General features: G+C 60.5%; 13 protein-coding genes. 6 read left to right on the top strand and 7 right to left on the bottom strand.

Features of this window, described 5'->3' with window-relative positions; all coding sequences use genetic code 11:
* The 5 genes from FW764_RS04355 to FW764_RS04335 form a co-directional block, all read right to left on the bottom strand.
* A complete protein-coding gene (locus FW764_RS04355) occupies window positions 1-1,089 on the bottom strand; it encodes a flagellar basal body P-ring protein FlgI (RefSeq protein WP_446433076.1) in 1,089 nt (362 codons plus the stop codon).
* 27 nt (window positions 1,090-1,116) lie between these two features.
* Window positions 1,117-1,812: a flagellar basal body L-ring protein FlgH gene (gene flgH / locus FW764_RS04350; RefSeq protein WP_446432909.1), complete on the bottom strand. Its 696-nt coding sequence runs from the start codon at window positions 1,810-1,812 to the stop codon at window positions 1,117-1,119.
* A gap of 53 nt (window positions 1,813-1,865) precedes the next feature.
* The gene (flgG, locus tag FW764_RS04345; protein ID WP_005790105.1) at window positions 1,866-2,651 is read right to left on the bottom strand and encodes a flagellar basal-body rod protein FlgG; all 786 of its coding nucleotides are present in this window, start codon (window positions 2,649-2,651) and stop codon (window positions 1,866-1,868) included.
* A gap of 60 nt (window positions 2,652-2,711) precedes the next feature.
* Entirely contained in the window at window positions 2,712-3,452 is a 741-nt protein-coding gene (locus tag FW764_RS04340; protein ID WP_083357477.1) for a flagellar basal body rod protein FlgF, read from the bottom strand.
* Between the two features lie 266 nt (window positions 3,453-3,718).
* Window positions 3,719-5,281: a sigma-54-dependent transcriptional regulator gene (locus FW764_RS04335; protein WP_446432908.1), complete on the bottom strand. Its 1,563-nt coding sequence runs from the start codon at window positions 5,279-5,281 to the stop codon at window positions 3,719-3,721.
* Between the two features lie 257 nt (window positions 5,282-5,538).
* Between FW764_RS04335 and phhA the strand changes: the two genes are divergently transcribed.
* The 3 genes from phhA (at window position 5,539) to FW764_RS04320 (ending at window position 7,979) form a co-directional block, all read left to right on the top strand.
* Window positions 5,539-6,330: a phenylalanine 4-monooxygenase gene (phhA, locus tag FW764_RS04330; RefSeq protein ID WP_446432907.1), complete on the top strand. Its 792-nt coding sequence runs from the start codon at window positions 5,539-5,541 to the stop codon at window positions 6,328-6,330.
* Window positions 6,331-6,429: 99 nt separating this feature from the next.
* Window positions 6,430-6,786 (top strand): 4a-hydroxytetrahydrobiopterin dehydratase, encoded by a 357-nt coding sequence (locus tag FW764_RS04325; protein ID WP_017134918.1) that lies wholly within the window; start codon window positions 6,430-6,432, stop codon window positions 6,784-6,786.
* Window positions 6,786-7,979 carry an amino acid aminotransferase gene (locus FW764_RS04320; protein WP_446432906.1) on the top strand — a complete coding sequence of 398 codons (1,194 nt, stop codon included), beginning with the start codon at window positions 6,786-6,788 and terminating at the stop codon, window positions 7,977-7,979. Before FW764_RS04325 ends, FW764_RS04320 begins: the two co-directional genes overlap by 1 nt.
* A 124-nt stretch (window positions 7,980-8,103) precedes the next feature.
* Here the strand turns inward: FW764_RS04320 and FW764_RS04315 are convergent, their stop codons facing one another.
* A complete protein-coding gene (locus FW764_RS04315) occupies window positions 8,104-8,913 on the bottom strand; it encodes a UDP-2,3-diacylglucosamine diphosphatase (RefSeq protein ID WP_446432905.1) in 810 nt (269 codons plus the stop codon).
* Window positions 8,914-9,064: 151 nt separating this feature from the next.
* On the opposite strand from FW764_RS04315, the gene FW764_RS04310 reads away from it, so the two are divergent.
* Both FW764_RS04310 and FW764_RS04305 read left to right on the top strand, forming a co-directional pair.
* Complete coding sequence (locus tag FW764_RS04310; protein WP_446432904.1) at window positions 9,065-9,814, top strand: AraC family transcriptional regulator; 750 nt, start codon at window positions 9,065-9,067, stop codon at window positions 9,812-9,814.
* A 94-nt stretch (window positions 9,815-9,908) separates the two neighbouring features.
* Window positions 9,909-10,793 (top strand): DMT family transporter, encoded by an 885-nt coding sequence (locus FW764_RS04305; protein ID WP_446432903.1) that lies wholly within the window; start codon window positions 9,909-9,911, stop codon window positions 10,791-10,793.
* A 3-nt stretch (window positions 10,794-10,796) separates the two neighbouring features.
* Here FW764_RS04305 and FW764_RS04300 read toward each other — a convergent pair whose 3' ends face one another.
* Window positions 10,797-11,084 carry a SelT/SelW/SelH family protein gene (locus FW764_RS04300; protein WP_446432902.1) on the bottom strand — a complete coding sequence of 96 codons (288 nt, stop codon included), beginning with the start codon at window positions 11,082-11,084 and terminating at the stop codon, window positions 10,797-10,799.
* An 84-nt stretch (window positions 11,085-11,168) separates the two neighbouring features.
* On the opposite strand from FW764_RS04300, the gene FW764_RS04295 reads away from it, so the two are divergent.
* Window positions 11,169-13,358 (top strand): patatin-like phospholipase family protein, encoded by a 2,190-nt coding sequence (locus FW764_RS04295; protein WP_446432901.1) that lies wholly within the window; start codon window positions 11,169-11,171, stop codon window positions 13,356-13,358.
* Window positions 13,359-13,377: the final 19 nt, after the last annotated feature.

Here is a 13,377-nt window from a genome sequence, read left to right as displayed (position 1 = left end):
TCAGATCACGATCAGGTCGGCTTGCAAGGCGCCGGCCTGTTTCAGAGCTTCAAGGATCGCCATCAAGTCGCCTGGCGCAGCGCCCACCTGGTTCACCGCGCGGACAATCTCGTCCAGAGTGGTGCCGGGGCCGAATTTGAACATTGGCTTGGCTTCTTGCTGAGCATTCACACGCGAACGCGGAACCACCGCTGTCTGGCCGTTGGACAATGGCCCAGGCTGGCTGACGATCGGGTCTTCGGTGATGGTCACGGTCAGACTGCCGTGGGTCACCGCTGCTGGCGACACCTTGACGTTCTGGCCGATCACGATGGTGCCGGTACGCGAGTTGATGATGACCTTGGCCACCGCCTGACCCGGGTCGACCTCGAGGTTTTCGAGCAACGACAGGTAGTCAACGCGCTGGCTTGGGTCCAGCGGCGCAGTGACGCGAATCGAGCCGCCATCAATGGCCTGGGCCACGCCTGGGCCGAGCAGTTCATTGATCTTGTCGACCACGCGCTTGGCGGTGGTGAAGTCCGAACGGTTGAGGTTCAGGGTCAGGCTGTTGCCCTGGTTGAAGCCGCTGGGAACCGTGCGCTCCACCGACGCACCACCGGGAATCCGGCCGGCCGACGGCACGTTGACGGTGATCTTCGAACCGTCGCGGCCCTCAGCGTCAAAACCGCCCACCACCAGGTTGCCCTGGGCGATAGCGTAGACGTTGCCGTCGATCCCCTTCAGCGGCGTCATCAACAGAGTGCCGCCGCGCAGGCTTTTCGAGTTACCGATGGACGAAACAGTAATGTCCACCACCTGCCCCGGCTTGGCGAACGCCGGCAAGTCGGCACTGATCGACACGGCGGCAACGTTTTTCAGCTGCACGTTGCCCGAACCCGCTGGTACCTTGATGCCAAACTGAGAGAGCATGTTGTTGAAGGTCTGCAGGGTGAACGGGGTCTGGGTGGTTTGGTCACCCGTACCGTTGAGCCCCACCACCAGACCGTACCCGATCAATTGGTTGGAGCGCACGCCGGAAATACTGGCGATGTCTTTCAACCGCTCGGCGTGAACCCCTGCGCTCAAGGCCAGCAATAACGCGGCAGCCATCAGCTGTTTGAGTTTCAAAGTGGCCACCTAGAAAGGGAACAACGGGCTAAGGAAGAAACGGTCGAACCAGCCCGGCTGACTCGCATCAGCAAACGAACCCGTACCCGAGTAGGTAATGCGTGCATCGGCAATCCGCGTCGAAGACACCGTGTTGTCGGTGGCAATGTCATCGGCCCGCACCATTCCAGCAATTCGCACCAACTCGTCACCGGTGTTGAGGGTCATCCACTTTTCGCCACGGATGGCGATGATGCCGTTTGGCAACACATCTGCGACGGTCACGGTGATCGAACCCGTGAGGCTATTGCCCTGCCCCGCGGCGCTTTTGCCGTTGGTGGCGCGGTTACCGCTGTACCCGGCGTTAAGGCTCAGATCGCCATTGCCCAGCGGGTTATTGGTGTTCGGCACAGCACCAAACAACGAGGTCAGACCAATGCTGTTGGTGCTGGTTTTGCCCACCTGCGAGTTGGCGTTTTTACTGGCCTGGGTCTTCTCGTTCAGCGTGATGGTGATGATGTCACCCACACGGAACGCCTTGCGGTCGCTGTACAGGTTCTGTTCGAAACCAGCCTGGTAGATCGAGCCATTGTTGGCCGCCGCCGGCAACGGCGTGCGTGGCAACACCGGCGCATAGTACGGGTCATTGGGCTTTGGCGTCGGGGCAACACAGCCCGCGAGCACGGCGATCCCACTCAATGCCAGAACATAAACATAGCGATTCATGACCCTTACCTCACGGTGTTGCAGGCGCCACCAAGGGCGCCCCATAGACTTGATTACAGATTCTGCGTTACGAACGAAAGCATCTGGTCGGCGGTGGAAATCACCTTGGAGTTCATCTCGTAGGCGCGCTGGGTGGTGATCATGTTGACCATCTCCTCAACGGTGCTCACGTTGGAGGTTTCCAGGGTGCTTTGCAGGGTGGTGCCGAAACCGTTCAGGCCAGGGGTGCCGATTTGCGGCGCGCCGCTGGAGGCGGTTTCCAGGAACAAGTTGTTACCCATGGCCTGCAGGCCAGCCGGGTTGATGAAGTCGGCGGTTTGCAGGTTGCCGATCACTTGCGACGCCGGGTTGCCGGCCACAGTAATCGACACGGTGCCGTCGTTGCCGACGGTGAAGGTCTTGGCATCCGCAGGCACGACGACAGCCGGCTCCAGGGCGAACCCATTGGCCGTGACGATCTGGCCGTTGGAGTCGAGGTGAAAAGTACCGTCGCGGGTGTAGGACGTGGTCCCATCCGGCTGCAGGATCTGGAAGAAACCACGGCCGTTGATGGCCATGTCCAACGGCTGGCCGGTTTGCTGCAGGTTACCGGCGCTGAAGTTCTTCTGGGTGCCGACGATCTGCACACCGGTACCCAATTGCAGGCCCGAAGGCAGTTCGCTGTCCTGGGTCGACTGGGCGCCCGGCTGCTTCTTGATCTGATAGAGCAAGTCCTGGAACTCAGCACGGTCACGTTTGAAACCCGTGGTCGATACGTTCGCCAAGTTGTTGGAAATGGTGGTCAGGTTGGTGTCCTGGGCGGACAAACCTGTTTTGGCAACCCATAGAGCCGGAAGCATAGTGTTCTCCTTCGTGCGCCTGTTTGTTGGCGCCGTGCTGCAAAATTAGTCTTCGGTCAATCAGCTCATCTGCATGACGCGAGTCATGGCCTGATCATCTTCTTTGGCGCTGTTCATCATCTTGATGTGCAGCTCGAACTGCTTGGAGAGCGACAGCACCGCGGTCATTTCTTCCACGGCGTTGACGTTGCTCGCCTGCAGGAAGCCCGACGTCAGCGTGACGCTCGCGTCCGCCTGCGCCGGTTTGCCATCCTTAGTGTGGATGGTGCCGTCGAGGCCTTTATTCATGTTCTTGAGGTCTGGCTGGACCATCTTGATGCGGTCCACTTCAGCCATCACTCGCGGGCCTTCGCCCATGGCACGGATGCTAATGGTGCCGTCAGAGCCCACTTCGATTTTTTGCTGTGGCGGCACAGCAATGGGACCACCGTTGCCCATCACGGGCATGCCGTTGCCAGCGCGCAACACACCCAGCGCATCGACGTTCATGCTGGCGCTGCGCACGTAGGCTTCGCTGCCATCAGGGGTTTGCACGGCGATCCAACCGTTGCCGTTGACGGCCACATCGAGGTCACGACCGGTTTCGATCATGGCGCCCGGGGAGAAGTCGGTGGCCGGCCGTTCGGTCATGGCAAATGCCCGCGCCGGAAAGCTGTCACCAAACACTGGCATCGACCGCGCCTGCTCCAGGTCACGCTGGAAGCCGTTGGTGGAAATGTTCGCCAGATTGTTGGCATGGGCCTTCTGCGCCAGTGCATTCTGGCTGGCGCCGGTCATTGCCACATAAAGGTACTTGTCCACGCTCTATCCTCTTTCTGACGGACGCTTGCCGCCCACCGCTGTACTGATGAGGCTTAAGCAATTTGCGAACCAACTTTTTAAAAGAGGGGCAAATCCAGACGGGGCGGGGGTTTGCTGACAGGCGTGAGGATTTACGGGATGGGTAAGAGTCGAAAAAACGGCGGACTACTGCCGCCTGCGGCAAGCATCGGTCTTGAAAATGACAAAGATCAAATGTGGGAGCGCGCTTGCTCGCTCCCACAGTTTTAACAGCGGTGTGTCTGTGCTTATTTATCGCCCTTGAGAATCTCGTAATCACGCAACTTATTCGCGATGGTGGTATGAGACACCCCCAGGCGCTTACCCAACTGTCGGCTGCTCGGGTGCTCGGCATACAAACTCTCAAGCACCGCCTTTTCGAACCGACCGACGATCGCTTCCAATCCACCCTCCAGCGAGAAATCACCCAGCGGCTGACGCACGCCGTAGTCCGGCAAGCGAATATGCTCAGCCTTGACCGTCCCGCCCTCGCACAACGACACCGCCTGAAACAACACATTCTCCAACTGCCGCACATTGCCCGGCCAGTGATAGTGGCTCAGCCGATCCATTGCCGCCGGTGCCAGCTTGGGCAGCGAGCAGCCGATCTGTCGGCTGGCTTGATCAAGGAAGTGTTCGACCAAAGGCGCAAGGCCGTCGAGGCATTCGCGCAACGGCGGGATATGCAGCGAGAGCACGTTCAGCCGATGATAAAGATCCTGGCGAAACTCACCGCGGGCGCAGAGTTCTGACAAGTCCACCTGCGTTGCGCAGATCACCCGCACATCCAGATACACCTCCTCGTCGCTGCCGACCCGACGAAAGCACCCATCCTGCAGAAAGCGCAGCAATTTCACCTGCAAGCGCGCGCTCATTTCCCCTACACCGTCGAGAAACAACGTACCGCCCGCCGTCAGCTCCAGCAGCCCCAATTTGCCTTCCGCCCGCGCGCCTTCAAATGCGCCGGGGCCATAGCCAAACAACTCAGTCTCGGCCATCGACTCAGGTAAACCTGCACAATTGAGCGCCATCAGCGGCGACTGCCCACGCGGGCTGGCCAGGTGACAAGCACGCGCCAGCAGCTCCTTGCCGGTGCCGGTTTCGCCTTCTATTAATAGAGGCGCATCCAACGGCGCCATGCGTCGCGCTTCACGTACCACCGCAGCCATGACCTTAGAGCTCTGGAAAATGCTGTCAAAGCCGCGCAACTCCTGCTTGCGTACATTGTAGATTCGCTCCCCCACCCGGTCGGCACGGTGCAGGGTCAACACGGCGCCAGCCATGGCTTCACTGTCATCGTGCTCGGAGGATTGCAGCGGCGCGATATCCGCCAGGAATACGTCGCCCTTGACCTTGACCCGCAAGCCGTTGATTCGCGACTTGCTCGCGCGCACCAGCTCCGGCAAATCAAAGTCCTCGGCATAACGTGACAACGGAATGCCCGGCACCTCGTCCACGCGCACCCCGAGCAACTGCGCCGCCGCGCGGTTGGCGGCGACGATGGAGCCGCCCATGTCGATGGACAGCACCGGAAACTCCAGGGCTCCAAGCAGCGCATTGAGCTCCATATGCCGCCGCTCGCTGGGCATTAGCCCTACCCTTTTAACGCCAAAAACCCCGGCAATTGCTTCGAACTGCGGACGTAGCGCTTGAAACTGCATGTTCACTAAATTCGGGCAAAACAGGTAAATGGCGTTGCCATGTTCGCCGCCCACCTCGCCCTTCGCGACGTTGACGCCGTACTCCACCAACAGGTTGAGGATGTCCCGAAGGATGCCGATGCGGTTCTGGCAATGCACTTTAATACGCATGAAAAGGCCCGAAAGATGGGAAGGCGCCGCGTCTTTTTGCCGCGAGGCGCAGATAGTCGTCAAGATTATGTGACAGCAGGCAGCCTTTTTACAGCCCAAGGCAACGATGAATGCCACTATCGTAACGAATACTTTACGAAAGTCGGTAAATTTTCCTACAAAGCAGAGCCTCTACCTGATGGAATCCATCGCCTTCCGCGTTATCAATAGGTGCATCGCAGGACATAACAAGAACGAATGCCTAGCAGGAGAGCCGTATGAAGCAGACGCACTACGTGGCCCGCGAGCCCGATGCGCAAGGTTTTATCCACTACCCGCCAGAAGAGCACGCGGTGTGGAACACCCTGATCACGCGCCAGTTGAACGTGATCGAAGGTCGCGCCTGTCAGGAATACCTGGACGGCATCGACAAGCTCGACCTGCCCCTGGACCGCATTCCACAACTGGGCGAAATCAACCAGGTGTTGGCTGAGACCACCGGCTGGCAGGTCGCCCGTGTACCCGCGCTGATCCCCTTCCAGACCTTCTTCGAATTGCTCGCCAACAAGCAGTTTCCGGTGGCGACTTTTATTCGTACCCGCGAAGAATTGGACTACCTGCAAGAGCCGGATATTTTCCACGAGATTTTCGGCCATTGCCCGCTGCTCACCAACCCGTGGTTCGCCGAATTCACCCACACTTATGGCAAGCTCGGCCTAGCCGCGACCAAGGAACAGCGTGTGTACTTGGCGCGCCTGTACTGGATGACCATCGAGTTTGGGCTGGTGGACACGCCGCAAGGTCGACGCATTTACGGTGGCGGCATTCTGTCGTCGCCCAAAGAAAGCGTGTACTGCCTGTCGGACGAGCCCGAGCACCAAGCCTTCGATCCGCTGGAAGCAATGCGCACGCCGTATCGCATCGACATCCTGCAGCCGCTGTATTTCGTCTTGCCCGCGCTCAAGCGCCTGTTCGACGTGGCGCAGGAAGACATCATGGGCATGGTTGAACGCGGTATGCAGTTGGGTCTGCACGCGCCGAAGTTCCCCCCCAAACCCAAAGCCGCGTGACACTTACGTTTTGAGGCCAGGTGAGTCTGTTCCCTGGCCCCGCGTTGCTTTAGGGTAACGCCCACTGATCTTCAATCATTCGAATTCAGGACACCCCACATGACCACCTTGAACCAAGCCCATTGCGAAGCCTGCCGTGCCGACGCCCCGCAAGTCAGCGACGAAGAGCTGCCAGTACTGATCAAGCAGATTCCGGACTGGAACATCGAAGTACGCGACGGCGTGATGCAGCTGGAGAAGGTTTTCCTGTTCAAGAACTTCAAATTCGCCTTGGCCTTTACCAACGCCATGGGTGAAATCTCCGAAGCCGAAGGCCATCACCCAGGCCTGCTCACCGAATGGGGCAAAGTCACCGTAACTTGGTGGAGCCACTCGATTAAGGGCCTGCACCGCAACGACTTCATCATGGCCGCGCGCACCGACGAAGTGGCCAAGGACGCCGAGGGCCGTAAGTAATGCATTTCGACGCGATTGGCCGCGTGCCCGGCGACCCGATCCTCGGGCTGATGGACCTGTACGCCCAGGACAGCAACCCGAACAAGTTCGACCTGGGGGTGGGCGTCTATAAGGACAACCAAGGCCTGACGCCGATTCCGCATTCGGTGAAGCTCGCCGAGCAACGCTTAGTGGACACACAGACCACCAAGACCTACATCGGCGGCCACGGTAATGCGGCCTTCGGTACACTGATCAGCGAACTGGTACTCGGCGCCGATTCAGCGTTGATCCGCGACCGCCGTGCCGGTGCCACCCAAACCCCGGGCGGCACCGGCGCCCTGCGCCTGAGCGCCGACTTTATCGCCCACAACCTGCCCGGCCGTGGCGTGTGGCTGAGCAACCCGACCTGGCCCATCCACGAAACCATCTTCGCCAAGGCCGGGCTCACGGTCAGTCACTACCCCTACGTGGGTGCTGATAACCGCCTGGATGTGGCCGCGATGCTGGCAACACTTGCCAGCGTGCCCAAGGGCGACGTGGTGTTGCTGCACGCCTGCTGCCATAACCCGACCGGTTTTGACCTGTCCCAGGATGACTGGCGCCAAGTGCTGCAAATCGTGCGTGAGCGCCAACTGCTGCCGCTGATCGACTTCGCCTACCAAGGCTTTGGCGACGGCCTGGAGCAGGACGCCTGGGCAGTCCGGCTGTTCGCGGCCGAACTGCCGGAAGTACTGATCACCAGTTCCTGCTCAAAAAATTTCGGCCTTTACAGCGATCGTGTCGGGGCGCTGATCGTGTGTGCGGCGGATGCCGAGAAGCTCACTGATGTGCGCAGCCAACTTGCCAATACAGCGCGCAACCTGTGGTCGACGCCGCCGGATCATGGTGCAGCGGTGGTCGCGACCATCCTCGGTGATGCCGCGCTTAAGCAGGTGTGGAGCGACGAAGTCGAAGCCATGCGTTCGCGGATCGCACAGTTGCGCTCCGGGTTGGTGGAGGCGCTGGCGCCACACGGGCTGTCCGAACGGTTTGCGCATATTGGTGCACAGCGCGGGATGTTTTCCTACACCGGCTTGAGTGCCGAGCAGGTGAAGCAACTGCGGGAGAAGCACAGCGTGTACATGGTCAGCTCGGGACGGGCTAACGTCGCAGGTATTGATGCGACACGCTTGAGCCTGCTCGCCCAAGCCATCGCCGACGTTTCCAGCTGAAGCAGCCGGAAGTAAATGCAGGAGCGGGCTTGCTCGCGAATGCGGTAGATCAGTCGCCAGATGCATTGACTGACACACTGCATTCGCGAGCAAGCCCGCTCCCACATTTGGATCGCGCCCGGCTTTAGCCCGCGACCATTTCAGCTTTTAGCTGTGCCTCTTTCGCCTGCGCGTCCGCCAACCGATACAACTCGATACTCCCATCCCAGTGCTCGATCAACGCCGTGCACGACTCCACCCAATCCCCGCAGTTGAGGTAGTCCACCTCGCCCACCTTGCGAATCTCTGCATGGTGAATATGCCCGCAGACCACGCCATGCAGCTCGCGCTTGGTCACTTCGTGGGCGATCGCCTCTTCAAAATCGCTGATAAAACTCACCGCCGTCTTCACCTTGTGTTTCAAATACGCCGACAGCGACCAGTAGCCATAGCCATACCGCGCCCGCCAGTGGTTAAGCCAGCGGTTGAGCGTAAGGGTGAACTCGTAGGCCGAGTCGCCGAGGAACGCCAGCCAGCGGTGGTAACGGGTGATCACATCAAACTGATCGCCGTGGATCACCAACAGGTGACGCCCATCAGCGGTGACGTGCACGGCTTCGTCAACCAGTTGGATATTGCCCAGGATCAGCTTGGAATAGCGCCGTAGAAATTCGTCGTGGTTGCCGGTGACGTAGATCACCTCGGTGCCGCGCTTGGCCATGGTCAGCAGGCGGCGGATCACGTTGGTGTGGGCCTGGGGCCAATACATGCCGCCGCGCATCTTCCAGCCATCGATTATGTCGCCGACCAGGTACACCTTATCGGCGTGATAGCCCTTGAGGAACTGCGACAAGTGTTCGGCCTGGCAATCCCGCGTGCCCAAGTGCACGTCGGAAATCCACAGGGTACGAACCCGTTGCTTGCGGCTGGGTTTGGCGAACTCGGCACGGGTCATGGGCATCCCTCAACGGTGTTTTCGCGAGCTTGCGCCTGGGCGGTTAATAGCCCATGACAACTGTGCGTCAGTCTGATGACAGGGCCCGGGCCGTTGAAGCGTTGTAGACTGGCGCGACTATGCCAGGAGCCTGCTCGCCCAGGAGACCGCGATGAGCCCGACCCTCACGCTGCGCCACTATCTCGAAGAACCCCTCGCCCATAGCCATGACCATGCACAACTGGTGTTCGGTTTGTCCGGACACCTGGACCTGGAAGTCGATGGCCATGGCAACCAGGTACGCGAAAGCAGCGTGATGGTGCTGCCCTTCTCTGCCCACCATGCCTGCTGCAGTCGCGATGGCAGCCGGTGCCTGGTGCTGGATGTGCCCACCGAACACTGGGTACTGCAATCGCTGGGCGCACACGCCGACGCCTGTCGACGCCTGCTAGACCAACCGGCGCGCCTGACCTTGGATTCCAGGCAAAGCCAGTTGGTGCAATGGCTAGCCCACAGCCCGGTGCATGACCCGCTGATCGTGCAACAAGGTGCAGTGCTGTTGCTGGCCAGCCTTAATCACCCGCACGCCCAACCGGTGCCGGGCCGGCGCCTGCCGTATGCAGCGTTTGATGCGCTCATCGAACGACACGTTGCACACCCGCTGCAGGTCGCAGACCTTGCGCGCATCGTCGACCTGTCGGTGGCGCGTTTGCATGCGCGTTTTATAGCCGAGTGCGGGCAGACGCCGATGGACTACATCCGCAGTCGTCGCCTGCAGACGGCCTTGAACATGCTGCGCGAAACCTCGCTGCCCATCGGTGAAATCGCCGAACGCGTCGGCTACAGTTCGCAAAGTGCGTTTGCCGCGGCGATGTTGCGCGAATTTGGCGCATCACCCGGCGCATTGCGACGCTCGTCATAGTCTTGCGATAAAAATCGCGACCCCGGCGACAGACGTCCACGCCCTCAACCCTCTAGACTGCGGCTCTGTCACTCCCGTTGGTTCAAGGAACGCAATGACTCCCCGCTCAGCCCTCGGCGCCCTGCATATCGGCGCATTGATGTTTGGCCTCACCGGCGTATTCGGCAAGCTGGCGGCCGCCTCGCCCGCCATCATCGTGTTTGGTCGCGCCGCCTTTGCTGTGGTGGCCCTGGCGGTATTCGCGCGATTCGCCAGCAACACCACCTGGAAAACACTCGAGATGCGCGACTGGCGCCGCCTGCTGATCAGCGGCGTGCTGCTCGCGGCGCATTGGGTGACGTTTTTTATTGCCGTGAAAGTCGCCGGTGTCGCCGTCGCCACCCTGGGGTTTACGGCGTTCCCGGCGTTTACTGTAATCCTTGAAGGGATGATCTTCCGCGAGCGCATTCGCGCTAATGAAGTGCTGCTGGTGGTGCTGGTCAGCATCGGCCTGATACTGGTGACGCCAGACTTCGACCTCGCCAGCGCAGCGACGGGCGGCCTGCTCTGGGGCATTGCCTCGGGCCTACTGTTTTCGCTGTTGTCGCTGAACAATCGCGCCAGTTCCGGGCGGATCCCGGCGGTGCAGGCTGCACTGTGCCAGAACGTAGTGGTGGCGGCCTGCCTGCTGCCCGTGGCGGCGCCGGGGCTGGCAGAGGTGCGTGCCATCGACTGGTTATGGATCGGCCTCCTGGGAGTGTTCTGCACCGGCCTGGCCCACAGCCTGTTTGTCGCCAGCCTCGCGGTGATCAAGGCGCGCACCGCCTCGGTGGTGTTTGCCATGGAGCCGGTCTATGGCATCACCGTGGCCTGGCTGTTGTTCGCCGAAACCCCAACCTTGCGCATGTTGCTGGGTGGCGCGCTAATCATCGTCGCCATCGTGCTCTCCGGCTTGATGGGCAGCGCCAGCCAGGCCAAAGCGCCTGCGGCAACGGCGTGATCTTCAGGGCTGACGATCGTTATGGCCCAAATCCCGCTGAGGGTCGATCTGATCACGCACACGCTGTTTAAGCACCTTGGCTTGCGGAAAGCCGCCGTCGGCCTTGCGCTCCCAGATCTGCACGCCATCGCAGGCAATCCGAAACGCGCCGCCAGTGGCCGGCTCCAGCGCCACCCGGCCCAAGTCGTCGGCAAACGTACTCAATAATTCCTGGGCTAACCACGCGGCGCGTAACAGCCACTGGCACTGGGTGCAATAGGTGATGACGATCTCGGGTTTGCTCAGCGACATAATTTGACAGGTTCCTGATATGACGGGCTCGGCAGTTCGAGTGGCTATAATACCGGCCTTTATCGCCCAGCCCCGAGATTCGTGATGCGCCGCCTGTTGTCCTGCCTGTTCCTGTGCCTGCTCCCTCTGCTCGCCAACGCCGTTGAAACACCGCGCCCTAAAATCGGCCTGGTGCTGTCGGGTGGTGCCGCACGTGGCCTGGCGCATATCGGTGTGCTCAAGGCTCTGGAGGAACAAGGCATTCAGATCGATGCGATTGCCGGCACCAGCATGGGCGCGGTGATTGGCGGGCTGTATGCGTCGGGCTACAAGATCGATGAGCTGGAAAAGCTCGCGCTGAATATTGATTGGAAACAGGCACTGTCCGACGCGCCGCCACGGGAAGATGTACCGTTTCGACGCAAACAGGATGACCGCGATTTCCTGGTCAAACAGAAGCTCAGCTTTCGCGACGATGGCAGCCTCGGCCTGCCGCTCGGCGTGATCCAGGGCCAGAACCTGGCATTGCTGCTGGAAAGCATGTTCGCCCACAGCAGTAACACGCGTAACTTCGACAAGCTGCCGATCCCGTTCCGCGCAGTGGCAACCGACATCACCACCGGCGAAAAAGTAGTGTTCAACAAAGGCCACCTGCCCCAGGTGATCCGCGCCAGCATGTCGATCCCGGCGGTGTTCGCCCCGGTGGAAATAGACGGCCGGCTGCTGGTGGACGGCGGCATGACCGACAACATCCCGCTGGATGTGGCCCGCGAGATGGGCGTCGACATTGCCATCGTCGTCGACATCGGCACCCCGCTGCGCACGCGCAAGCAACTGGCCACCGTGGTCGACGTGCTCAACCAGTCGATCACCCTGATGACCCGGCGCAACTCTGAAGAGCAACTCAAGGCCCTGCACCCCAAAGACGTGCTGATCCAGCCGCCACTGGCCGCCTATGGCGTGACAGACTTCGGTCGCGCCAAAGACATGATCGACGCCGGCTACCGCGCCACCCGCGCCCTCGACGTACGCTTGGCGCGTCTACGCCCCGCCGAGCCGATAGACCCGCAACTGGTCGAAGCGCGCACACCGGGCGAACGCACCCCGGTGATCACCTCGATCAAGGTGGAGAACGATTCGAAAGTCAGCGATGACGTGATCCGTTACTACATTCGCCAAGACTTGGGCGAACCGCTGAACCTAGGTCGCCTGCAAACTGACATGGGCACCCTGTACGGCCTGGATTACTTCGAGCAGGTGCAATACCGCGTGGTGAAAAAGGGCAAGGACAACACCTTGGTGATCAGCGCACGCGGCAAGCGCAGCGGCACCGATTACTTACGCCTGGGCTTGAACCTGTCGGATGACATGCGCGGTGAAAGTGCCTTCAACCTTGGCGCCAGTTACCGCATGAACGGTATCAACCGCCTCGGCGCCGAATGGCTGACGCGGGTGCAGATCGGTGATAGACAGGAGCTGTACAGCGAGTTCTACCAGCCGCTGGATGTCGGCTCTCGCTACTTCGTCGCGCCCTATATCAGTGCCCAAGCGCAGAACGTTGACCTGGTTCTGGACAACGACCCTATCGCCGAGTATCGCCTGGAGCGCTACGGTTTTGGCTTGAATGTGGGGCGCCAGATCGGCACCAGCGGCGAGATCCGCTTCGGCGTCGGCGAAGCCTGGGGCAAGGCGGACGTGCGCATTGGCGAGCGTGACCTGCCGAGCGTGAGCTTCAGCGAGGGCTTTTATGAGTTGAAGTACTCCTTCGACTCCCTGGACAACGTGTACTTCCCCCACACCGGCGAAGACATCGGCCTGGCCTTTCGCGAATTTGAACCTGGCCTAGGCTCGGACCAACGCTACCGGCAGTGGGAGTTCAAGCTGGACAAGGCCATGAGCCACGGCCCGGACACGCTGATACTGGGCGGGCGTTACGGGCGCACCCTGGATAAATCCGACGTGGTGATCTCCAGCTTCCTGCTGGGCGGTGCGCGGCAACTGTCGGGCTTTCGCGAAGATTCGATTTCGGGGCAGAACATTGCCTTGATGCGCGCGGTGTACTACCGCCGCCTGACGCCGCGCTCGTACCTGCCGCTGGATTTCCCGCTGTACCTGGGCGCCTCGGTAGAACGCGGCCGAGCGTGGAACAACGACAATCAATTCGACAGTGGGTATATCAACGCCGCGAGTGTATTCCTCGGCTTTGATACGCCGCTGGGTCCGCTGAACTTCAGCTATGGGTTCAATGATGATAAGCAGCAGGCGGTGTACCTGAACCTGGGCCAAACCTTCTAACGCGCTGCACAAAACCCGA

The sequence above is a fragment of the Pseudomonas sp. 1152_12 genome (genome assembly GCF_052850675.1).
This window is presented reverse-complemented; position numbering and strand designations above follow the sequence as displayed.